Below are 21177 nucleotides of genomic sequence, written 5' to 3' on the forward strand. Positions count from 1 at the left end.
GGAACGCAGTACGTTCCGCCGCCCACGTCATCCCCGAGCAGGACGGCCCGCGGCCCGGCGCTCACCACACGCACGGCAGCTCCACCTCGATCACCGTGGGCCCTCCGACCGGACTCGACACCCGTACGGTCCCGTCGAGCGCCGCGACCCGCCGCCGCACTCCGAGCAGACCCGAGCCGCCCCCGTCCGTGGCGCCGCGCCCGGGTGCGCCGGCCGCGCTCAGTTCGTCCACCCCGCCGCGGCCCTCGTCGGTGACGGAGACCCGCAGCCCCCTCCTGGTCCGTGCGAGCCGGACCGTGGCGGTGGGGGAGCCGCTGTGCCTTGCCGCGTTGGTGAGGGACTCGGCCACCACGAAGTAGCCGGCCGCCTCGACCGCCGCGGGCGCCCGAGGACCGTCGTCCGCCAAGCCGTCCACGTCGACGGTGACCCGCAGATCGCTGCCGGCGGCCAGCGCCCGCACCGCACCGGTCAGCCCGCGGTCGGTCAGGATCGGCGGATGGATGCCGCGCACCACGTGCCGCAGCTCGGCCAGCGCCTCCTCGGCCTGCTCCTGGGCGTCGTCCAGCAGCTTGCGGGCGGCGTCCGGATCACGGTCGTAGACGCGCTTGGCCAGCCCGATCCGCATCGACAGCGACACCAGCCGCGCCTGCGCCCCGTCGTGCAGGTCCCGCTCGATCCGGCGCAGCTCGGCGCCGTGCGCGGCGACCGCGTCGGCCCGGGTCGCGGTCAGCCGCTCGACCCGGGCCGCCAGCAGCGCCTGCGGCGACGGTCGCAGCAACGCGGTCGACCAGTTCGCCTCCACGTCCGCCAGGCGCACGATCAACGGCAGGACGACGGCCCGCCGGCGCAGCAGCCCGCAGCCCACGCCGTCCACGACGAGCCCGAGGGGCCACAGCGGCAGCGCGAGCACGACCAGTGCGCCGTAGACGTAGTAGGCGGCCATCCAGCGCAGGTCGGTTCGGGTGCCGGGATCGCGGACCGCGGTGCGCAGCCGCTCGGTCAGCGGCCCGTCGATGGTGCGGTAGGCCTCGGGGATCTCCCGCCCGGTCCGGGCGGCGGTCAGGCCTCGCTTGGCCCCGGCGATACGCCGCAGCAGGATCACCGTCTCCGGCAGCAGCCAGCAGCCGATCACCGCGAGGGTGCCGACGGCGGTGATCAGCAGCACGGTGATGAAGAGGTACATCCCGAAGGCCATCGCGGCCGCGACCAGGAGATGGACCGTCGCGCGCCCGGCCTTCCGCATCGTCGCCCGCATGTTCTTCACGCCCGGCGCCCCTTGCCCGGCGCGCGGGGGCGCGGGCACCCGGGCCGCAGGTGTAGCCCGCTCCACCATGCTCACGCCCCGGCTCACGTCCTGTTCAATCAATTGACTTAGATTGTACGGAGGTGAAACCGCGGCGGCTCGAGGGACTGGCCGCCGAGGTGCGGTGCGCAGTCCCGGTGCGGTGGTGATCATGGCAGGCAGGACACTGCGGGAGGAACAGGCGGGCGCGACCAGGGAGCTGCTCCTGACCGCGGCCGAGCGGCTCTTCGCCGAGCACGGGGTGTACGCCGTGTCCAACCGCCAGGTCAGCGAGGCCGCCGGGCAGGGCAACAACACCGCGGTCGGCTACCACTTCGGCACCAAGACCGACCTCGTCCGCGCCATCGTCCGCCGGCACTCGACGCGCATCGAGGAGATCCGCGCCCGGCTGGTCGCCGACCTGACCGACCCGGACGAGGTGCGCGGCTGGGTGGACTGCCTGGTCCGGCCCTCCCTCGAACACCTCGCCGCGCTCGGCAGCCCCACCTGGTACGCGCGGTTCTGCGCCCAGGTCGTCGCCGACCCCGCGCTGCACCGGATCATGGTCGAGGAGGCCCTCACCTCCCCGTCCCTCCAGACGATCATCGACGGCCTCAACCGGTGCCTGCCCGACCTCCCGGCCGAGGTCCGCGCCGAACGCGGCGAGATGGTCCGCCATCTGATCGTCCACGTGGCCGCCGAGCGCGAACGCGCCCTCGCCGAGCACACCCCCACGCCCCGGGCCACCTGGGACGACGCGGCGACGGGCCTCACCGACGCCGTCGTCGGCATGTGGCTGGCGCCCGTGACGCCGGGAGCACGACCGTGAAATCGACCTTCGGCGGACGGGGCAGGTTATGAACACCGGTTGGGCGGCGCCCCCAAGGGATGCGGGGAACCGCGCGACCGGCCACCACCGGCCCGCGGACGATCGACGCCCCGTCGCGGCACCGCCGGCGGAGCGCCTGGCGCGCGGCGCCGGCCAGCACGTCCTGGTCGTCGCCGGCGACCCCGACATCGCCGAGCTCCTCACGACCACGCTGGAGTTGGCCGGCTACCGGATCAGCCTCACCGGCACCGGCGCCGAGGCCGTCGCACGTGTCGTCGAGCGGCGCTTCGACCTGGTCGTCTTCGACACCGACGTACCGGACCAGGGGGACTTCGACCGGGAGCGCCGGCCCGAACTGCCGTACCGCCCGCCCGTGCTGCTGCTCACCGAGTGCGAGTCCCTGGGCCGTCTCGTGCCCGAACTCGGCCCGGGGAGACGGGACTACGTCACCAAGCCCTTCCGGATCGCCGAGGTCCTCGCCCGGATCCAGGTCCTGCTGCGCGACGCCCGCCCGGGCCGGCCCAGGGGCAATCCACTGCACTACGGCGACCTCGTCCTGGACGACACCGTGTGCCGGGCGCGACGGGGGACAAGGGCGCTCGACCTGACGCCCGCGGAGTACCGGCTGCTGCGCCAGCTCCTGGTCAACGCGCAACGTGTGCTGTCCAAGGAGCAGATCGGCCGCCACGTCTGGGGCGACCACCGCGGCGACAACGCCATCGAGCAACTCGTCTCGCGGCTGCGCCGCAAGGTGGACCGGGACGCCCCGGCACTGATCCACACCCGCCGCGGCTTCGGCTACTGGCTGGGCGGATCCGACGCCGCTGCCTGAGAGCGGGCGGCGATCGTGTGATCCGGGCCACGTCAGCCCGCTGTCAGGAAACTGACCGGAAGGCGTCAGACCCCTCTGTTTGCATGTGCTCATCGATGCCCCCCCACAGCAGAGGTGAACCATGGCCGACACCCTCACCGGTCGCACGTCCGAGGCACCGGACGCCGTTCCCGAGTTCCCCATGCCCAGGCAGTCCCGCTGCCCCTTCGACCCGCCGCCCTCGCTGAAGGACCTTCAGCGGGAGGGCCCGCTCGCCAAGGTGCGGCTGTGGGACGGCAGCGAGTCATGGCTCGTGACCCGGTACGCCGAGCAGCGCGCCCTGCTGGGCGACCCGCGCGTCAGCGCCGACACCGACCGGCCGGGCTACCCGACCAAGGCCAGTCCCGAGGCCGGCGAGGGCAAGCTCAGCTTCATCATGATGGACGACCCCGAGCACGCCCGGCTGCGCCGGATGGTCACCGCGCCGTTCGCCGTCAAGAAGGTCGAGGCGCTGCGCCCCGCCGTGCAGCGCATCGTGGACGGCCTGATCGACGACTTGCTGGCCGGCCCCGCCCCGGTGGACCTCGTGGACGCGTTCGCCCTGCCGATCCCTTCACTGGTCATCTGCGAACTGCTGGGCGTGCCCTACGAGGAGCACGACTTCTTCCAGGAACACACCAGGACCATGGTCCGTACGACCGCCACACCCGAGGAGCGCGGAGCGGCGAGCCGTGAGGTCGCCGGCTACCTCGCCGGAGTCGTGGGCAAGCGGATCGCCGAGCCGAGGGGCGATCTGCTGTCGAGCATCGCGGGCCGCGTCACCGCCGGTGAACTCACCCACCAGCAGGCGACCGAGATGGCCCTGCTCCTGCTGATCGCCGGCCACGAGACCACCGCGAACATGATCGCCCTCGGCACCCTGGCCCTACTCCAACACCCCGACCAGCTGGCCCTCCTGCGCGAGTCCGACGATCCGAGACTCGTCGCCTCCGCGGTCGAGGAACTCCTGCGCTACCTGCACATCACCCACCTCGGCCGACGCCGGGCGGTGACCGAGGACATCGAGATCGCCGGCCGGCTGATCAAGGCCGGCGAGGGCGTCATCATGGTCAACGAGATCGGCAACCGTGACCCCGAGGCCTTCGCCGACCCCGACCGCCTCGACATCACCCGCGACGCCCGCCGCCATGTCGCCTTCGGCTTCGGCGTCCACCAGTGCCTGGGCCAGCCGCTGGCCCGCATGGAACTCCAGGTCGTCTACGGCACCCTCTACAAGCGCATCCCGACGCTGAAGCTCGCCGGCGACCTCCGGGACGTCCGCTTCAAGACCGACGCGTTCATCTACGGCGTCCACGAACTGCCCGTCTCCTGGTGACCGTTCCTCACCCGCGCACCACGAACCACACCCACGTCCGAGGAGAGGAAACCGAATCATGAAGGTGGAGCTGGAGGCCGACAAGTGCGTCGCGTCCGGGCAGTGCGTGCTCGCCGCGATGGACGTGTTCGACCAGGACGACGACGGCATCGCGGTCCTGCTCGACGAGCGGCCCGCCGACGAGAACCTGGACGGCGTCCGCGAAGCCGTGGCGATCTGCCCGGCAGCCGCGATCCGGCTGGTCGACCAGTGAGGCGGATCGTCGTCGTGGGTGCCTCGGCCGCCGGACTCGCGGCGGCCGAGACGCTCCGCCGCGAGGGCTACGACGGCACTCTCACCCTCGTCGGCGACGAACCGCTCGCCCCCTACGACCGCCCGCCCCTGTCCAAGCAACTGCTGGCCGGCGAGTGGGAACCCGGGCGGCTGGACCTGCGTACCCCCGACGACCTTGCCGGACTCGACCTCGACCTGCGGCTCGGCGTCCCCGCGACGGGCCTGCGGCCCGCCGACACCGAGGTGGACCTGGGCGACGGCTCGTCGGTGCCGTACGACGGCCTGATCATCGCCACCGGGGTGCGTCCGCGCCGGCTGCCCGGTGCGGGCGGGCACGTGCTGCGCACCCTGGACGACGCGATGCGGCTGCGGGAGCGACTGGCTCCGGGCAGGAGACTCGTCGTGGTCGGCGCCGGGTTCCTCGGGGGCGAGGCCGCCGCCGTGGCCCGACGGCTGGGCTGCGAGGTGACGCTCCTCGAACCCGCCCCCGTGCCGCTCGCCCATGCCGTCGGCGCGCGGGTCGGCGAGATGCTGACGGACGCCCATCGGGAACGGGGCGTGGACCTGCGCTGCGGGGTCACCGTGACCGAGGTGACCGGGCACGGGGTGCGGTTGGCCGACGGTGAACTCGTCGAGGCGGACGAGGTGTTGACCGCCGTCGGCTCGATGCCCAACACCGACTGGCTCGTCGGCAGCGGGCTCACCGTCGGCGACGGCGTCGTCTGCGACGAGTACTGCGGGGCCGCACGCGATGTCTGCGCCGCCGGGGACGTCGCCCGCTGGTTCAACCCGCTGTTCGGCCGCTCGATGCGCATCGAGCACCGCACCAACGCCGCCGAGCAGGGCATGGCCGCCGCCCGCAACCTGCTGCGTCCCGAGGCACGCAAGCCGTTCGCGCCGGTGCCGTATTTCTGGTCCGACCAGTACGACATGAAGATCCAGGCGTACGGGTATCTGCGCGGGCACGACGAAGTGGCCGTGGTCGAGGGCGATGTGGCCGAGCGCCGGTTCGTCGCTGTCTATCGCACCGGGGACCGGGTTGCCGGGGCGCTCGCGGTGGGGGTGCCGCCGAGGGAGCTCCGCCGGTGGCGCCAGGCCATCGCCACGGGGGTGAGGTGGCGGGAGGCGGTGCAGATCGATGCGGTCGCAAATTAATTGAGTTACGCAATGAGATGGTAAAGTGGAATGCATGTCCACCACACCGCTCCCCGAACTCCCCGACAGCCCCGTGTCCTCGGAAGTGGTCGAGATCGAGCGTGCGCTCACCCGGATCACCTATCTGAGTACGCGTGCCAGGCAGCACGAGCGGCTGATGGCCCTGGCCGGGGTGCCGCTGGACCGGGCGGCCGTGGCGCTGCTGCGTCAGGTCGCCGACTCGGAGCCGTTGCGGCCGGGGGAGTTGGCCGCGCGGTTGGGTGTGGAGGCGTCGCATGTCACGCGTACGGTGCAGCAGTTGCAGAAGACCGGGTACGTCACCCGTGTTCCGGATCCGCAGGACCGCCGGGCCCAGCGGATCGAGCTGACCGAGTCCGGGCGCCGGGCCATCGTCCGGGTTCGGGACGCGGGGGCCCGCGGTATGCAGCTGGCGTTGGCCGACTGGACGCCGGAGGAGTTGCGGCAGTTGGCCACGCTGTTCCATCGCATGGTCGACGACTTTCTGGCGCATGCGATCGACGACGACGGTGAGCAGTAGTCGGCTGGGACCGTCTGACCCGTGGTGGGGCGGGTGCGGCGCCGCTGTGGTTGATCGCGCAGTTCCCCGCGCCCCTAGGGGGCTGTCGAGCTGTTGGTGACCTTGCTCGGTTCTTGGTGGTTAGGTCCGGGCTGGGTTGGCTCCCTCAGGCCGGTCAGGAGTAGTCGGCCCAGGGCAGGCAGGGCGATGAGTGGGATCAGTGCCGTGCGAAGGGATGTGGTGTCGGCCAGGGCGCCGATCGCCGGGGCCGCGAGGCCGCCCACGCTGACGGCGAGCCCGAGCGTGACGCCGCTCGCGGTGCCGATCCGGCGGGGGAGGTAGTCCTGGCCCAGCGTGACGTGCAGTGAGAACGGCACGTACAGGCCGGCCGACGTGAGCGCGACGAACAGGTACACCGCCGGGCCCGGCACGAGGACGACCCCGGCGACCGCGAGGACGGACAGCGTGTACGCGCGGCGGACGACCGTGAGGCGCCCGTAGCGCTCGGCGAGCCGGCCCCCGGCGACCGTGCCGACGGCCCCGCCCGCGTAGAGCACGAACAGCGCGGTCGTGCCGGCCACGTCCCCGCCGCCGGTCCGCTGACGGACGTACAGCGAGACGAACGCGCTCAGGCCGACGAACACGATCGAGCGGCACACGATGGCGCCCGACAGCCGTAGGAACGACCGCCAGTCGTCCGTCCCGGAGGCCTCGGTCCTGGACGTGACCGCGGCACGGCTCCCTGTCGAGCGCACCGCCGCCGCGCACAGGGCCGCGCCCGCGATCGCCGGGACGAGCAGCAGGGGAGAGGCGTCCAGTCCGCCGGTGGCGACAACCCCCGCCACCAGGAGCGGTGCCAGGGCGAAGCCGACGTTGCCGCCGAGGGAGAACCAACCCATGGCCGTATGGCTTCCCCGGGACGCGGCGCGGGCCGCGCGGGCCGCCTCCGGGTGGTACGCGGCGACGCCGATCCCGGACACGGCCACCACCGCCAGCGTGAGCCCATAGGAATCCGTGACGCCGCTCAGCGCGACTCCGGCACCGCCCGTCAGCGCGCTCAGCGGCAGCAGCCAGGGCATCGGACGGCGGTCGGTGAGCGCCCCGAACAGCGGCTGCACCACCGACGACAGCAGGGAGGCGGCGAGCACGACGCCCGAGGCGGCGGCATAGCTGTAGGCCCGCTCGGCGACGAAGAAGGGGACGAGGGCGGCGACGACACCCTGGTACACGTCCACACAGGCGTGACCCAGGGACATCAGCGTGATGGCTCGATTGCGTTTCTCGGACACCCTGCGATCGTCTCCGCGCCCGCTCCTGGCCCGCTTCCGATAATCTGCCGAAGTGTGTCGAACATCCGCCACACACCGACCGCGCCCACCCGTGCCAAGGTCCTCAGCGCCGGGGAACGCATCGACGCGCACCGGCACGACGACCACCAGATCGTCTACGCGGGCTCCGGCGTCCTCGCCGTCACGACCGACGCCGGCACCTGGTTCGCGCCGGGCAACCGCGCCATCTGGGTCCCCGCCGGCACAGCGCACGCCCACCGGGCCCACGGCCACCTCGACCTGTACCTCGTCGGTCTGCCCGCCGACGACAACCCGCTCGGCCTGGACGCCCCCACCGTCCTCGCGGTCGGCCCGTTCCTGCGCGAGCTGATCCTCGCCTACACCCGCGACCCCGACGACGACAGCCCGGAGCGCCGACGCCTGCTCGCCGTCCTGCGTGACCAGCTGCGCGCCTCGCCCCAGCAACCCCTCCGGCTGCCCACCGCCACCGATCCGCGCCTGGCCGCCGTCTGCGCACTCGTGCACGGCGACCCCGCCGACCCGCGCACCCTCGCCGCGCTCGGCGCCGCGACCGGGGTCGGCGAACGCACCCTCAGCCGGCTCTTCCGCCACGAGTTCGGCATGACCTTCCCGCAGTGGCGCACCCAGTCACGCCTCTACCACGCGCTGCGGCTGCTCGCCGAGGACACACCCGTCACCACGGTCGCCCACCGCTGCGGCTGGTCCTCCGCCAGCGCCTTCATCGACGTCTTCCGGCGCTCCTTCGGATACACGCCCGGAACGCACAACCGCCGCGCGTAGCAGGGCCGATGAACGGACGGGGCGGATGGCGACCGGAGACCTACCCTCCGGTAGCATCCGGCGGCAGGCCATCCAAGGAGGATTCGTGCCCCGGTCCGAACGCTCACCCCTGCTGCTCGCCGGCCTGCTGGCCACGGCAGGGGTCGCCCACTTCGCCGTCCCCCGCCAGTTCGACGCCATCGTGCCGCGCTCCCTGCCGGGGTCGCCCCGGACATGGACGTACGCCAGCGGCGTCGCCGAGCTCGCGCTCGCTGCCGGGCTGGCACTGCCGCGCACCCGCAAGCCCGCCGCCCTCGCCGCCGCGGCCTTCTTCGTCGGGGTGTTCCCGGCGAACGTGAAGATGGCCGTCGACCGGCGCGACCGCCCCGCGCAGGAGAAGGCCGTCGCCTTCGGGCGGCTGCCGCTGCAGATCCCGCTCGTGCTGTGGGCACGCGGCGTCGCCAGGAACGCGGAGGGACAGGCATGAGCGCACAGCTGAAGGTCGGCGACAAGGTCGAGGACTTCGCTCTGCCGGACGAGACCGGCACCCGGCGCAGCCTCGACGAGTTGCTCGCCGAGGGACCGGTGGTGCTCTTCTTCTACCCGGCCGCCCTCACCGCCGGCTGTACCGCGGAGGCCTGCCACTTCCGTGATCTCGCCGCCGAGTTCGCCGCGGTCGGTGCCCGGCCCGTGGGCATCAGCGGGGACGCCGTCGAACGGCAGCAGGAGTTCGCCACCCGCCACACCCTCGGCATGCCGCTGCTGTCCGACGCGGACGGCGCGGTCCGGGAGCGGTTCGGGGTGACGCGCGGGTTCTCGCTGGCCCCCACCAAGAGGGTCACCTTCGTCATCGGGCAGGACCGCACGGTCCTGGAGGTCGTGCGCAGCGAACTGCGGATGAACACCCACGCCGACCGGGCCCTCGCCGCACTGCGCAAGTGAGCGCACGGCCACACGCGGTGGCCGGCGGCGCCTAGGAGGCACGGCTCCGGCGCCGGGCGGCGCGGTTGATGCCGTCCGGCGGAGGATTCATGCTGGACGACATGGAGCGCGTCTCCGCCGCGGCGATCCTCGATGCCCAGGGTGTGGTGAAGGGGTGGAGCGAAGGTGCCCGGCGGCTGACCGGCCACACCGCCGAGGAGGTGGTGGGGCGGCCCGCTCGGGACCTGCTCGCCGAGGAACCGGCCCCCGGGGCCGTGGCCGCGCTCACCGGCCGAGTCGTCCTGCGCCACCGCGACGGCTCACAGGTGCCCCTGACGGTGCGCGCCCACCCCGTGCTCGGCGCGGACGGCACCGCCGACGGCTTCATGATCACCGGTGAGCCGCCGGAAGCGCGGGAACCGGACCTGGGCGAGGAGGCCTTCCAACAGGCGTCCATGTCGATGTCGGTCTTCGACACCGAGCAGCGCTACCTGCGGCTCAACCATGTCGCCTGCCAGGTCATGGGCGTCTCCGAGGACGCCCTGATCGGCCGGCACTTCCCGGAGACCGTGGAGGACGCCCGGCACAGCCGCGGCTTCCACTGGCATCTGCGCCAGGTCGCCGAGACGGGCAGACCGATCCGCTACGAGAGCTTCACCGGCGCCCCGGCCCTGAACCGCGACCACGCCTGGAGCATCGAGATGTGGCCGGTGCGCGACGCCGCCGGTGACATCGTGGGCACGGCGCTCGCGGCGTTCGACAGCTCCGACCAGTACTGGGCACGGGAGCGGCTGGCCCTGCTGAACGAGGCCGCCGCCGCCATCGGTACGACCCTCGACGTGGTGCGCACCGCCGAGGAGGTGGTCGGGATCGTCGTGCCCCGGTTCGCCGACTTCGCCAGCGTGGACCTCTTCGACTGGGTCCTGGACGCGGAGGAGCCCCCGGCGCTCACCGGCACCGACATCGCCCTGCGCCGGGTCGCCCACGGCTCCGGCACCGAGGGCACCCCGGAGGCGGCTGTACACCTGGGCGAGGTGGACGTCTACCCGCCGTTCTCACCGCCGGCCCGCGCGATCCTGGAAGGCCGCGTGATCCAGAGCCAGGCCGGCGAGCCCGCGTTCATGCGGTGGATCGCGGAACGCAACGCCCGCGGCCCGGCCGGCCGGCGGCACCGCGTCGGCGCCCACTCGATGATGGCGGTGCCGCTGCGGGCCCGCGGCACCACGCTGGGCGTCGCCGTGGCCGTGCGCATCAGACAGTCGGACGACTACGGCCCCGACGACACCGTCTTCGCCGAGGAACTCGCGAGCCGGGCCGCCGTATGCATCGACAACGCCCGCCGCTTCGCCCGCGAACGCACCACCGCGCTGGCCCTCCAGCACAACCTGCTGCCCCGGGGACTGCCCGGACAGGCGGCCGTCGAGGTGGCCCACCGCTACCGGCCGTCCGGATCGCAGGCCGGCATCGGCGGCGACTGGTTCGACGTGATCCCCCTGTCCGGCACCCGGGTCGCCCTCGTCGTCGGCGACGTCGTCGGACACGGCATCCCCTCGTCGGCCACCATGGGCCGCCTGTGCACGGCCGTACGCACGCTCGCCGACGTGGACCTGCCCCCGGACGAGCTCCTCACCCACCTGGACGACCTGGTCACCCATCTCGCCGGGGACGACTCCGACGAGGTCGCCGAGCTGGGCGCCACCTGCCTGTACTCCGTCTACGACCCGGTCACCCGCCGCCTCAGCCTGGCCGCCGCCGGCCATCCGCCGCCCGCCGTCGTCCTGCCCGACGGCACCGCGCAGGTCATCGAGATGAACGCCGGGCCGCCCCTCGGGGTCGGGGGACTGCCCTTCGAGGCCATGGAGGTCGAACTGCCCGAAGGTGCCCTGGTCGCCCTGTACACCGACGGTCTCATCGAGGACCGCGACCGGGACATCGACCACGCCACCGCCGAACTCTGCCGGGCCCTGACCGCGCCCGCCGAGACCCTCGACGCACTGTGCGACGGCGTGCTCAAGGCCGTCCTTCCGGAGGACCCCAGCGACGACGTGGCCCTGCTGCTCGCCCGCACCCGGGCCCTGGGCGCCGACCGCATCGCCACCTGGGACGTACCGCCGGACCCCGAGCACGTGGCGACGACCCGGCAGGCTGCCACGGACCAGCTGACCGCGTGGGGCATGGACGAGGCGGCCTTCGTCACCGAACTCGTCGTCAGCGAACTCGTCACCAACGCCATCCGGTACGGCGCACCGCCCATCCAGCTCCGGCTGATCCGCGACCGCACCCTCATCTGCGAGGTCTCCGACGGCAGTTCGACCTCGCCGCATCTGCGCCGGGCCCACGCCTACGACGAGGGCGGCCGCGGCCTGCTGCTCGTCGCGCAGCTCACCAAGCGCTGGGGCAGCCGGCAGACCGGCAGCGGCAAGACGATCTGGGCGGAACAGCCGCTGCCGTCGACCTGATCACTTCGCTCGTACCGGGCGGCTCCTTGACGAAGCCGCCCTTCGGGAACATTCCGTCGGCTCAGAACTCCTCGTGCGTCTCGGGGTCCCCGCCGAGCCGCCGGTGTGCGCGGTCGGCGACGGCCGCCATCTGCGTGGCGTCGAGCTCGAAGCCGAAGATGTCGAGGTTCGCGCGCTGCCGCTCCCGGTCGGCCGACTTGGGGATGGGCAGGGCGCCCAGCTGGGTGTGCCAGCGCAGGACGACCTGGCCGGGCGTCACCTTGAGGGTCTCGGCGATGCCCCGGACGACCGGGTCGTCCAGCAGGTCGGTGCCGCGCCCCAGCGGGCTCCAGCTCTCGGTGACGATGCCCTTTCCCTCGTGGAAGGCACGCAGCTCCTCCTGCGGGAACAGCGGGTGCAGCTCGATCTGGTTCACGGACGGCAGGACGCCCGTCTCCCGCTCCAGCCGCTCGATGTGCTCGGGCGTGAAGTTCGAGACACCGATCGACCGGACCAGGCCGCTCTCGCGGAGCTCGATCATGGCCCGCCAGGAGTCGACGTACTTGTCGACCCGGGGGAGCGGCCAGTGGATCAGATACAGGTCGACGTACGCCAGGTCCAGGCGGCGCCGGGACTCCTCGAAGGAGGCGAGGGTCTCCTCGTAGCCGTGGTGCCGGCCCGGGAGCTTCGTCGTCACCACCACCTCCTCGCGCGCAACCCCGCTCGCGGCGACGCCCCGGCCGACCCCTGTCTCGTTGCGGTAGTTCGTCGCGGTGTCGACGAGGCGGTATCCCAGATCCAGGGCGTCGGCCACCGCCCGTTCCGCCTGGGCGTCGTCCATCGGCCAGGTGCCCAGGCCGATGGCGGGGATCGTCGTACCGTCGTTGAGCGTGTGCAGCGGAATGCTGATCACTGTCGGACCTTCCCTCGACTGTGCCGTACACCCAGCGTCACGGATAGGGTGAGGATTGATCAACCGGACGGGTGGGGGATGAGGGCGGGCGACGGGATGGGCGGCACCGAGGAGAAGCAGGCGACGGGTTCCGGGCGTCCGACGTCACGGGACGTCGCCCGGCTCGCCGGGGTGTCGCACACGGCCGTCTCCTTCGTCTTCAACGGCCGCGCCGAGGGCAATCTCTCGCCCGCCACCCAGGAGCGGATCCGCCGTGCCGCCGCCGAGCTCGGCTACCGGCCCGACCCGGTCGCCCGCGGCCTGCGCCGCCGCCGGACGGCGGTGATCGGCCTGGTCACCGACGAGATCGCCTCCTCGCCGTTCGCGGGGCGGCTGCTGCGCGGCGCCATGGAGACCGCCTGGGACAGCGAGCACCTCGTGCTGACCATCGACTCGGGCGGCGACCCGGCCAAGGAGGACGCGGCCGTCGCCGAGCTCCTCGACCGGCGTGTGGACGGCATCATCTACGCCGCCATGTCGCTGCGCCGGGTCCGCGTCCCCGAGGGCCTGCACCGCACCCACTCCGTCCTCGCGAACTGCCTGCCCGAGGACGACTCCCTGCCCGCCGTCATCCCCGCCGAGCGCGCGGGCGGCCGTACGGCGGCCCGCTTGCTGCTGGACGCGGGGCACCGCCGGGTCGCCATGGTCGGTGGCCAGGACGACCTCGCCTCCGTCGACCGCCTGCGCGGCTTCCGCGACGCACTGCGCGCCGAGGGGATCAGCGTGCCCAAGGAGTGGGTCGTGCGCACGGGCGGTGAGATCTCCGGCGGGTACGAGGGCGCGACGCGCGTCCTGGACGGCGTCCCCGCCGACCGGCGCCCCACCGGGCTCTTCTGCTACAACGACCGGGTCGCGGCGGGCGTCCTGCACGCCGCGACCCGGCTCGGCATCACCGTCCCCGGCGAGCTGTCGGTGGTCGGCTACGACGACCAGGAACACATGGCCGCGTTCCTCACCCCGCCACTGACCAGCGTCGCCCTGCCGCACCGGGCGATGGGCGACGCCGCCGCCCGCCTGCTCCTCGACGCCATCGACACGGGCCGGACGCCGCCCGCGACGGTACGGCGCCTGGCCTGTCCGGTGATCAGCCGTGCGTCGGTGGGACCAGCTCCCAGCCGGTGACCGTGGCCCCGGCACCGGTCACGAGCAGCTCGGCCACGTCGTCCGGCCGCCGGTAGACCCGCTCGGTGACCATCGCCCGGTCGCCCACGAACAGCTCGAACAGCGAGCCGTCCACGAGGATCCGCACTTCGGCGGCCGGCGTCCGCACCACGATCGGCCCCGCATCCTCGGACCCGCCGCGCGGCCAGCCGCCCCGGTCGAGCGTCACCGTGCCCTCGCCCGGGTCCAGCAGGACCGTCAGCTCGGCACCCGCGGCGGACCGCAGCAGCCGCACGCCGGTGCGGCCGGACGCGGTCACCGTCAGGTCGTACGCCTCGGGCAGCCCGGCAGGCCGGCCCGCGGCCGTCACGAACGGCACGTCGGCACGCAGCAGTTCGAGTTCCGGCGCGGGCAGGACCCGCAGGGAACCGTCGGCACGCACGTCCACCACGCGCGGCGCGGTCAGTACCCCGGCCCACCCCGCCCGGTCGACCTCGGCCTGCTCCCGGGCCTCCCAGGACCAGCCCCACAGCAACGCCCGGTCGGGCTCCTGGAGCACGGCGGGCGCGTAGAAGTCCCGGCCGTGGTCCAGCCGCCCTCCGGCCCGCGCCTCGAAGCACAACCCGCCCTCTCCGACCGGAATCAGACGTCCCGTCAGATAGCCGGTGGTGCTGGGGTTTCCGTCCCACAGCGACAGCACCAGCACCCACGTACCGTCCGCCGTGCGCAGCAGTTGCGGGCACTCCCAGCCCACCGCCCCGTCGCCGAAGGCGTGCGCGGCCACGGGGTCGTCGCCGTCGAGCAGCACCCCCGCGAACCGCCAGTCGGTGAGGTCGTCGCAGTCGTACAGCAGCACCGACGGCGTCCCGTCAGCGCGGCCCGCGCCGACCAGGGCCCAGCGCCGACCGCCGCTGGTGAACACGAACGGGTCGCGGAACATCACCACGTCCAGGTCTTCCGGTGGGCCCGTCACCACCGGCGTGGGCAGGGGTCGCCAGTCGGTGAGTGTCTCGTCCTCGGGCATCAGCGCCCGCGCGAGACAGATCGAGCCGAGGCCCGTGTGGTGCCGGTCGACGCCGGTGTAGACGGCCGTCGGCACACCGTCGTCGTCGACCACACACCCCGACCAGCAGCCCGACTCGTCGGGGCCGCCCGGTGTCGGGGTCAGCGCGATCGGATGGTGCTCCCAGTGGACCAGGTCGGCGCTGGAGACATGACCCCAGTGGACGTTGGCGTGCACGGGGGCGTCGGGATTGTGCTGGTAGAAGAGGTGATGGCGGCCCCGCCAACGGAAGGGACCGTTCGGGTCGTTGATCCAGTTGGCGGGGGGACGGACCCGGAAGCGCGGGGCGCCGGGGTCCGTGCACTGAGCGGCGAGGCTCAACGGTTGACTCCTGCGGACGTGATGCCCTCGCGAAGAGGGCGCTGACCGACGACGAACACGGCGACGGCGGGGATCATGGACAGCACGACACCGGCGAGCACCACCGAGATGGAGCCCGTGCCGAGGTTGCCCTGGAGCGAGACCAGGCCCAGCGGCAACGTGTAGTTCTGGGCCGAGGTCTCCAGGATCAGCGGGCGGAAGAACTCGTTCCAGTGGTAGTTGAAGGCCAGCACGCCGACGATCGCGAGACCGGGCGCGGCCAGCGGGGCGTACACGGACCGGAAGATCCGCCAGGGCCCGCAGCCGTCCAGCATCGCCGCCTCGCCCAGGTCCTTGGGCATGCCAAGGAAGTACTGGCGCATCAGGAAGGTCCCGAACGCGGTCGGGAAGGCCGGGACGATCAGACCGAGCAGGGTGTCCGTCAGGCCCATCGACTTCAGCACCAGGAACACCGGCACGATCGTGACCTGGAGCGGCACCATCATGGTCGCAAGGACCAGCCCGAACAGCGGCTTCTTGAACCGGAACTCCAGGCGCGCGAAGGCGTACCCGGCCAGGCCGGCCGTGATCATCTGGCCCACCGCGATCAGCGCCGTCACCAGCGTCGAGTTGAGCGCCAGCAGCCAGACGTCGATCTGGTCGAAGACCCCGCTGTACGCCTCCGTGGACGGGCTCGTCGGGATGAGGCGCGGCGGCAGGTCGAACGCCTCGGCCGGGGTGCGCAGGGACGTGGAGACGGTCCAGATGACCGGGCCCAGCGTCAGCAGCGCGCACACCGCGAGGCCGGCGATCCGGGCCCACGGCGCGAGGGAGTGGCGGGTGCGGCTGAGGGAGAGAGTCGCTTGGCTCATGGGAAGGTCACCGGCTCACTGGTAGTGGACGAAACGCCGGCTGAGCCGGAACTGGAGGGCGGTGACCGCCATGATCAGCACGAACAGCAGCACACCCACCGCCGAGGCCGCACCGAAGCGCAGCTGCTCGAACGCGCTCTCGTAGATGACCATCACGACGGTGCGGGTGGCGTCGCCGGGACCGCCGTTGGTGAGGACGTAGGGCTGCTCGAAGACCTGGAGCGCGTTGATGATGCCGACCACCGACGCGACCAGCAGGGTGGGCGACAGCAGCGGCAGGGTGATGCCGAGGTGCTTGCGCAGCCCGGTCGCGCCGTCCAGGGCCGCGGCCTCGTGGATCTCCTTGGGGATGTTGTTGAGTCCGCCGACGAACAGCAGGAACGAGAACCCGAACTGCTGCCAGACATAGACCAGGATCACCGTGGCCATCGCCGCGTTCTCCGACGTCAGCCAGGGCACCGGGGCGACCCCGACCAGCCCGAGCAGCCAGTTCACGACCCCGAAGTCCTGATTGAACAGGTACTTCATCACCACCGAGATCGACGCCGCGGACAGCACCAGCGGGAAGAAGAACGCCGACCGGAACACCGACCGCAGCCACACCGGCATCCGCCCGTTCACCGCCAGCGCCAGCACGAGGGCGATCACCAGCTGCAGCGCGACCGCGAGCACCATGAACAGCAGCGTGTTGCCGAAGGACACCAGCACGGTCGAATCGGTGAAGACCTCACGGTAGTTGGCGGCACCGGCGAAGCTCGGGTCGTCGATGACGTTCCAGTGGAACAGGCTCAGCACTACCGAGCCGATGATCGGGACGACCGTGAAGACGACGATGCCGACGATCGTGGGCGCGAGGAACAGCGTGGCCAGCAGGCGGGTGCCGCGGTCGCGGGCGGAGCGGCGGGGCGCCGGGGCGGGTGGCGCGGCCGGCCGCTGCGGCCGTACGGCCGGGATCTGGGTGTTCGTCATACGTCACGCTCCATGGCCTTCTCCAGATCGCCCTGCATCCGGCGCAGCGCGGGACCCACCGAACGCCGGGACGCCAGAGCGGTACCGGTGTGCTTGAGCAGCACCTGCTCGACCTCGGCGACCTGCGGCGGCGCGGGGATCGGCCCGGTGTCGGGGAACTTGTCGAGGGTGTCGTAGAAGACCGGCCAGTGCTCCGGACCGGTCTCCCGGTAGCGCTCCGCGGTGAGCATCGAGCGGCGTGCCGGGGTGGTCTGGTTGGTGGAGAACAGCCGTGTCAGGGTGTCCCTGCGGGCGGCGTACTTGATGAACTCCCAGGCCTCCTCCTGCCGCTTCGAGGTGCGCAGCAGCGCATAGCCCGCGGCGCCGAACTGCATGCGCTGGGTGCGCCAGCGCGGGAAGTACTGCACGTCGAAGGCGTCGCCCTTCATTCCGGCCAGGTGCAGTCCGCCCGCCCAGAAGCCGCCCGCGGGCGTGACGCCGACCCGGCCGGTGGAGAACACGCCGATCAGGTTCTGCCCGTTGCCGCCCTCGGGCCGCGTGCACAGGCCCTCCTGGACGAGGGAGGCGAGATAGTCGTACGCCTCCTCCACGCGCGCGTCGGTGGCCTGCGGTGTCGTCCACCGGTAACCGCCCCCGCGGCCCTCCCGTGCGGCGGCCGGGTAGAAGGAGTCCCACAGCCAGTCACCGCCCGGTGCCTTGGACTCGGCCAGCAGATTGGTGTCGTTGGCGAACAGCCACGGCACCACGCCGCCCCACAGGCGGTTGGTCCAGAAGTACGGGGTGAACTGGGAGCCGCTGGCCTGCTTCATGTCCCGCAGCAGCGCGGTGAAGTCGTCGCGGGTCCAGTCGGCGCTGGGGAAGCCGGCGCCCGCCCGCTCCAGCACCTGGTGGTTGAGGTACATGTCGGCCGCGTTGAACTCGACCGGCAGCTGGTACAGGGAGCCCTCGTACATCATCGACTCCACCAGGGAGGGGTGGACGTCGGCGAAGTACTCGCGCAGCTCCTCGGCGTCCCGCTTCACCCAGTCGTCCAGCGGGACTCCGAGGCGCTGCGCGAACAGCTGGACGCCCTCGGTGGCGACGTACACCAGATCAGGGGCCGTGCCCGCCGCGATCTGGGTGAGGATCTTCGCGAAGAAGTCGGACCAGTCCACCGCCTGAACGGCGTTGATCCGCAGCTTGATGTCGGGGTGGACCTGCTTGAAGCCCTCGGTGAGCGTGCGGACGGCCTCCGGTCCGTAGGCGGGGCCGAGGGTGGCGACGACGAGCGAGCCGTCGTCGCGGCCGGGGATGTCGGCTCCGGTGAGCCGGTCCCAGCTCGCGGCGGTACCGGCGAGCGCGGCGGCTCCCGCGCCGTAGGCGCCGTACCGCAGCAGAGTGCGGCGGGTGGGATTCGAGTCGGTCATGCAGCGGGCCTAACTCGTGTTAGTCGAGTAGTGATGCCCCAGATGATGGGAAGCCCGTCACGGCCCTGTCAATAGTCGTGAACCACTTGACCTTTAACGAGTTAGGTCGCAGAGTCCTGGTCCACATGAGCCGCCTCCCGACGCCTTCCGCGTCCGACGAGAGGAACGATGTGTGATGCCCGCGATGACCAGGAGAGCCCTGCTCGCCGGCTCGGCCGCGGGGGCCTCGGCCGCGCTGCTGCCGACCGCGTCCCCGGCCGCCGCGAAGCCCCGGAAAGCCGCCGCCACCTGCGCGAGCTACCGCGCCGAGTACCACTTCACGGTCCCTGACCAGTGGAAGAACGACCCGCAGCGCCCGGTCTGGATCGACGGCGAATACCACTACTACTACCTGTACAACCCGGACTATTTCACCGGGGGAACCGCCGCAGGCACGGCCTGGCGCCTGGCCACCACGACCGACCTGGTCACCTTCCGGGACCGGGGGATCGCCGTACCGAAGGACACCACCTCCAACGGCGACGTCTGGTCCGGTTCGGCGGTGGTCGACACGGAGAACACCGCGGGTTTCGGCGCGGGCGCGGTGATCGTCGTCGTCACCATGGCGCCGGACGAGGTGACACAGGCGCAGTACCTGTACTACTCGACCGACGGCGGCCGCACGTTCCGCAACCACGGCACCGGGCCGGTGCTGGCGAACCCCGGTGTGCGGGACTTCCGCGACCCGAAGGTGATCCGCGACGAGGAGCGCGGCCGGTGGGTGATGACGCTCGCCGAGAACGACAAGGTGGGCTTCTACCACTCCACCGACCTGAAGTCCTGGACGTACGTCAGTGGCTTCGTCAAGGGCGGCATCGGCGTCCTGGAGTGCCCGGACCTGTTCCGCATCACCGCAGGCGACGGCACCGTGAAGTGGGTGCTCGGCGTGAGCGCCAACGGCAAAGGGGCCGGGCTGCCGAACACGTACGCCTACTGGACGGGCTCCTTCGACGGCACCGCCTTCACCGCCGACGCCGACGACCCGCAGTGGCTCGACCACGGCTGGGACTGGTACGCCGCCGTCACCTTCGAAAGGCACCGCGGCGACGGCTCCGTCGACCCCGCCGTCCGCTACGCGATGGGCTGGCTGAACAACTGGGACTACGCGAACATCACGCCCACCATCGACTGCGACGGCTTCAACGGCACCGACTCGATCGTCCGGCAGATCACCCTGAAGCGCTCCCCCTCCGGGACGTACTACCTGGCCTCACAACCGGTCGCGGCACTGGACGACCACGTCTCCCGCACGGTGCACCTCGGCGACCTGGAGGTCTCCGGCACCCGGGTGCTCGACCACCAGGGCACCGCCTACGAGGTGACCTGCGAGATCACCTGGGACCAGCTCACCGGAGCCGGCCTCCAACTGCGCCGCTCGCCGGACGGCAGCCGCCACGTCGACGCCGGGATCTACCGCGACTACGCCTTCCTCAACCGCCGCCCCACCATGAACCCCGACGCGTCCGGCCGCTGGCAGGAGAGCCACAGCCCCTTCGACCCGGGCGCCCGCAGCGTGCGGCTTCGCATCCTGGTCGACCGCACGTCCGTCGAGATGTTCGTGGACGACGGCCGCCACACACACTCCTCGGAGGTCTTCCCGTACCTGATCGACACCGGGCTCGCCCTGTTCACGATCGACGGCACGGCGGTCTTCCGGGACGTGGTGATACGGGAGTTCTCCCCGTGACACGGCGCTGATGGCTGCCGGGCTGTCCCTCCGCCCGGGCCCTGTCGCCACGTCCGCCGAACGCTGTCACGATCTTCCTGGAACCGGCTCTGAACGGAGCCGGCGCGGGCGAGCGACGGAGCGTGCGGATGACGAGGGACAGGGCCGACGGGGACGGGGCGGAGCAGGCCGTGGGGATCGAGGTGCATCCGGTCGCCGGGCACATCGGCGCGGAGATCACGGGCGTCGACCTGGCCGGTGAGCCGGCCGACGCCGTGGTCGCCGCGATCCGGGCGGCGGTGCTGCGCTGGAAGGTCGTGTTCTTCCGGGGGCAGCGGCTGGACCACGCCGGGCATGTCGCGTTCGCGCGGCGGTTCGGGGAGCCGGTCGTCCTGCGCAAGCGGGGCAGCGCGTCCCCGGCGGAATTCCCCGAGGTCGAGACGACCGCCGACCGGCTCGAACTGGGCGGGAAGTTCGGCATGGAGCACGACGAATGGCTGCGCCGACGCCGGCACACCCTGCTGCGCGGCTGGCACTGCGACCACGGCGCCCGTATCGACCCGCCCGCCGCGACGATCCTGCGCGCCGAGACCGTACCTCCGTACGGCGGCGACACGACCTGGTCGAACCTGGCGGCCGCCTACGCCGGACTCTCCGGCCCGGTACGGGAGTTCGTGGACGGCCTGCGCGCCGAGCACCGCCTCGGCGTCGGCTATCAGCCCCGGCCCGGCGACGACGCCTACGTCCGCCATCTCCTGGACCATCAGGTCGCCTCGCTGCATCCGCTGGTGCGCGTCCATCCGGAGACGGGCGAGCGGGTGCTCTACGTCAACGGCTACTACGTCGAGCAGATCGCCGACCTCTCGCGCGCCGAGAGCGGCGCCGTCCTGGAGATGCTGCTGGAGCAGGCGGTACGGCCCGAGTACACGGTCCGCTTCCGCTGGGAGCCCGGCAGCGTGGCCTTCTGGGACAACCGGGCCACCATCCACCTCGCCCCCGGCGACAACGCCCACCTCGACTTCCCCCGGACCATGCACCGCGTCATGCTCACCGGGGACGTACCGGTGGGCGTGGACGGCAAGCCGTCGGAGCCGGTCGTCGGGACCGAGGTGGGGCGCTGGTAGCGGACGTACGGCCGG

General features: G+C 72.2%; 20 protein-coding genes. 13 read left to right on the top strand and 7 right to left on the bottom strand.

Annotated elements, in window-relative coordinates; translation table 11 throughout:
- Window positions 1-61 precede the first annotated feature (61 nt).
- Window positions 62-1255, bottom strand: a complete 1194-nt coding sequence (locus CP983_RS41270; RefSeq protein ID WP_150507194.1) for a sensor histidine kinase — start codon at window positions 1253-1255, stop codon at window positions 62-64.
- A 199-nt stretch (window positions 1256-1454) separates the two neighbouring features.
- Here CP983_RS41270 and CP983_RS41275 point away from each other — a divergent pair, with 199 nt between their 5' ends.
- The 6 genes from CP983_RS41275 (at window position 1455) to CP983_RS41300 (ending at window position 6263) form a co-directional block, all read left to right on the top strand.
- On the top strand, window positions 1455-2111 hold the full coding sequence (locus CP983_RS41275) for a TetR/AcrR family transcriptional regulator (protein ID WP_107910136.1): 657 nt from the start codon (window positions 1455-1457) through the stop codon (window positions 2109-2111).
- Window positions 2112-2139: 28 nt separating this feature from the next.
- Window positions 2140-2943: a response regulator transcription factor gene (locus tag CP983_RS41280; RefSeq protein WP_150505542.1), complete on the top strand. Its 804-nt coding sequence runs from the start codon at window positions 2140-2142 to the stop codon at window positions 2941-2943.
- A 121-nt stretch (window positions 2944-3064) separates the two neighbouring features.
- Entirely contained in the window at window positions 3065-4297 is a 1233-nt protein-coding gene (locus tag CP983_RS41285; protein ID WP_150505544.1) for a cytochrome P450, read from the top strand.
- Between the two features lie 58 nt (window positions 4298-4355).
- Complete coding sequence (locus CP983_RS41290) at window positions 4356-4550, top strand: ferredoxin (protein ID WP_107909695.1); 195 nt, start codon at window positions 4356-4358, stop codon at window positions 4548-4550.
- The gene (locus tag CP983_RS41295) at window positions 4547-5725 is read left to right on the top strand and encodes an NAD(P)/FAD-dependent oxidoreductase (RefSeq protein WP_150505546.1); all 1179 of its coding nucleotides are present in this window, start codon (window positions 4547-4549) and stop codon (window positions 5723-5725) included. The genes CP983_RS41290 and CP983_RS41295 overlap by 4 nt, the downstream gene beginning before the upstream one ends.
- Before the next feature lie 34 nt (window positions 5726-5759).
- Entirely contained in the window at window positions 5760-6263 is a 504-nt protein-coding gene (locus tag CP983_RS41300) for a MarR family winged helix-turn-helix transcriptional regulator (RefSeq protein ID WP_150505548.1), read from the top strand.
- 74 nt (window positions 6264-6337) lie between these two features.
- On the opposite strand, the gene CP983_RS41305 is transcribed toward CP983_RS41300, so the two are convergent.
- On the bottom strand, window positions 6338-7498 hold the full coding sequence (locus tag CP983_RS41305; protein ID WP_167537917.1) for an MFS transporter: 1161 nt from the start codon (window positions 7496-7498) through the stop codon (window positions 6338-6340).
- 87 nt (window positions 7499-7585) lie between these two features.
- Here CP983_RS41305 and CP983_RS41310 point away from each other — a divergent pair, with 87 nt between their 5' ends.
- The 4 genes from CP983_RS41310 to CP983_RS41325 all read left to right on the top strand — a co-directional run bounded on the left by CP983_RS41310 (window position 7586) and on the right by CP983_RS41325 (window position 11691).
- Window positions 7586-8332, top strand: a complete 747-nt coding sequence (locus tag CP983_RS41310; RefSeq protein WP_150505552.1) for an AraC family transcriptional regulator — start codon at window positions 7586-7588, stop codon at window positions 8330-8332.
- 85 nt (window positions 8333-8417) lie between these two features.
- A complete protein-coding gene (locus CP983_RS41315) occupies window positions 8418-8798 on the top strand; it encodes a DoxX family protein (RefSeq protein WP_107909691.1) in 381 nt (126 codons plus the stop codon).
- Entirely contained in the window at window positions 8795-9253 is a 459-nt protein-coding gene (locus CP983_RS41320; protein ID WP_150505553.1) for a peroxiredoxin, read from the top strand. Before CP983_RS41315 ends, CP983_RS41320 begins: the two co-directional genes overlap by 4 nt.
- A gap of 101 nt (window positions 9254-9354) precedes the next feature.
- Window positions 9355-11691, top strand: a complete 2337-nt coding sequence (locus CP983_RS41325) for a SpoIIE family protein phosphatase (RefSeq protein ID WP_150507196.1) — start codon at window positions 9355-9357, stop codon at window positions 11689-11691.
- A 61-nt stretch (window positions 11692-11752) separates the two neighbouring features.
- Here CP983_RS41325 and CP983_RS41330 read toward each other — a convergent pair whose 3' ends face one another.
- Window positions 11753-12583 carry an aldo/keto reductase gene (locus tag CP983_RS41330; protein ID WP_150505555.1) on the bottom strand — a complete coding sequence of 277 codons (831 nt, stop codon included), beginning with the start codon at window positions 12581-12583 and terminating at the stop codon, window positions 11753-11755.
- Between the two features lie 96 nt (window positions 12584-12679).
- Here CP983_RS41330 and CP983_RS41335 point away from each other — a divergent pair, with 96 nt between their 5' ends.
- Window positions 12680-13744 (top strand): LacI family DNA-binding transcriptional regulator, encoded by a 1065-nt coding sequence (locus tag CP983_RS41335; RefSeq protein WP_150507198.1) that lies wholly within the window; start codon window positions 12680-12682, stop codon window positions 13742-13744.
- Here the strand turns inward: CP983_RS41335 and CP983_RS41340 are convergent.
- Genes CP983_RS41340 through CP983_RS41355 form a run of 4 tightly spaced genes read right to left on the bottom strand, consistent with a single transcriptional unit; the run spans window position 13707 to window position 18333 of the window.
- On the bottom strand, window positions 13707-15107 hold the full coding sequence (locus tag CP983_RS41340) for a glycoside hydrolase family 32 protein (protein WP_150505557.1): 1401 nt from the start codon (window positions 15105-15107) through the stop codon (window positions 13707-13709). The two genes, CP983_RS41335 and CP983_RS41340, sit on opposite strands and share 38 nt — an antisense overlap.
- Complete coding sequence (locus tag CP983_RS41345; RefSeq protein ID WP_030950959.1) at window positions 15104-15958, bottom strand: carbohydrate ABC transporter permease; 855 nt, start codon at window positions 15956-15958, stop codon at window positions 15104-15106. The genes CP983_RS41340 and CP983_RS41345 overlap by 4 nt, the downstream gene beginning before the upstream one ends.
- Before the next feature lie 15 nt (window positions 15959-15973).
- Window positions 15974-16927: a carbohydrate ABC transporter permease gene (locus tag CP983_RS41350; RefSeq protein ID WP_150505559.1), complete on the bottom strand. Its 954-nt coding sequence runs from the start codon at window positions 16925-16927 to the stop codon at window positions 15974-15976.
- Window positions 16924-18333 (bottom strand): extracellular solute-binding protein, encoded by a 1410-nt coding sequence (locus CP983_RS41355; protein ID WP_150505561.1) that lies wholly within the window; start codon window positions 18331-18333, stop codon window positions 16924-16926. Before CP983_RS41355 ends, CP983_RS41350 begins: the two co-directional genes overlap by 4 nt.
- 175 nt (window positions 18334-18508) lie before the next feature.
- Between CP983_RS41355 and CP983_RS41360 the strand changes: the two genes are divergently transcribed.
- A complete protein-coding gene (locus CP983_RS41360) occupies window positions 18509-20059 on the top strand; it encodes a glycoside hydrolase family 32 protein (RefSeq protein ID WP_150505563.1) in 1551 nt (516 codons plus the stop codon).
- A gap of 128 nt (window positions 20060-20187) precedes the next feature.
- A complete protein-coding gene (locus CP983_RS41365) occupies window positions 20188-21162 on the top strand; it encodes a TauD/TfdA dioxygenase family protein (RefSeq protein WP_150505565.1) in 975 nt (324 codons plus the stop codon).
- The last annotated feature ends 15 nt before the right edge of the window (window positions 21163-21177 follow it).

Source organism: Streptomyces chartreusis (genome assembly GCF_008704715.1).
In the GTDB taxonomy this organism is placed as follows: Bacteria; Actinomycetota; Actinomycetes; order Streptomycetales; family Streptomycetaceae; genus Streptomyces; species Streptomyces chartreusis.

What these genes read in the sequence shown, in the direction of transcription:
- CP983_RS41270 (WP_150507194.1), bottom strand. Translation starts at nt 1,255, where the DNA reads ATGCGGGCGACGATGCGGAAGGCCGGGCGCGCGACGGTCCATCTCCTG.
- CP983_RS41275 (WP_107910136.1), top strand. Translation starts at nt 1,455, where the DNA reads ATGGCAGGCAGGACACTGCGGGAGGAACAGGCGGGCGCGACCAGGGAG.
- CP983_RS41280 (WP_150505542.1), top strand. Translation starts at nt 2,140, where the DNA reads ATGAACACCGGTTGGGCGGCGCCCCCAAGGGATGCGGGGAACCGCGCG.
- CP983_RS41285 (WP_150505544.1), top strand. Translation starts at nt 3,065, where the DNA reads ATGGCCGACACCCTCACCGGTCGCACGTCCGAGGCACCGGACGCCGTT.
- CP983_RS41290 (WP_107909695.1), top strand. Translation starts at nt 4,356, where the DNA reads ATGAAGGTGGAGCTGGAGGCCGACAAGTGCGTCGCGTCCGGGCAGTGC.
- CP983_RS41300 (WP_150505548.1), top strand. Translation starts at nt 5,760, where the DNA reads ATGTCCACCACACCGCTCCCCGAACTCCCCGACAGCCCCGTGTCCTCG.
- CP983_RS41305 (WP_167537917.1), bottom strand. Translation starts at nt 7,498, where the DNA reads ATGTCCCTGGGTCACGCCTGTGTGGACGTGTACCAGGGTGTCGTCGCC.
- CP983_RS41320 (WP_150505553.1), top strand. Translation starts at nt 8,795, where the DNA reads ATGAGCGCACAGCTGAAGGTCGGCGACAAGGTCGAGGACTTCGCTCTG.
- CP983_RS41325 (WP_150507196.1), top strand. Translation starts at nt 9,355, where the DNA reads ATGGAGCGCGTCTCCGCCGCGGCGATCCTCGATGCCCAGGGTGTGGTG.
- CP983_RS41335 (WP_150507198.1), top strand. Translation starts at nt 12,680, where the DNA reads ATGGGCGGCACCGAGGAGAAGCAGGCGACGGGTTCCGGGCGTCCGACG.
- CP983_RS41345 (WP_030950959.1), bottom strand. Translation starts at nt 15,958, where the DNA reads ATGAGCCAAGCGACTCTCTCCCTCAGCCGCACCCGCCACTCCCTCGCG.
- CP983_RS41350 (WP_150505559.1), bottom strand. Translation starts at nt 16,927, where the DNA reads ATGACGAACACCCAGATCCCGGCCGTACGGCCGCAGCGGCCGGCCGCG.
- CP983_RS41355 (WP_150505561.1), bottom strand. Translation starts at nt 18,333, where the DNA reads ATGACCGACTCGAATCCCACCCGCCGCACTCTGCTGCGGTACGGCGCC.
- CP983_RS41360 (WP_150505563.1), top strand. Translation starts at nt 18,509, where the DNA reads ATGCCCGCGATGACCAGGAGAGCCCTGCTCGCCGGCTCGGCCGCGGGG.
- CP983_RS41365 (WP_150505565.1), top strand. Translation starts at nt 20,188, where the DNA reads ATGACGAGGGACAGGGCCGACGGGGACGGGGCGGAGCAGGCCGTGGGG.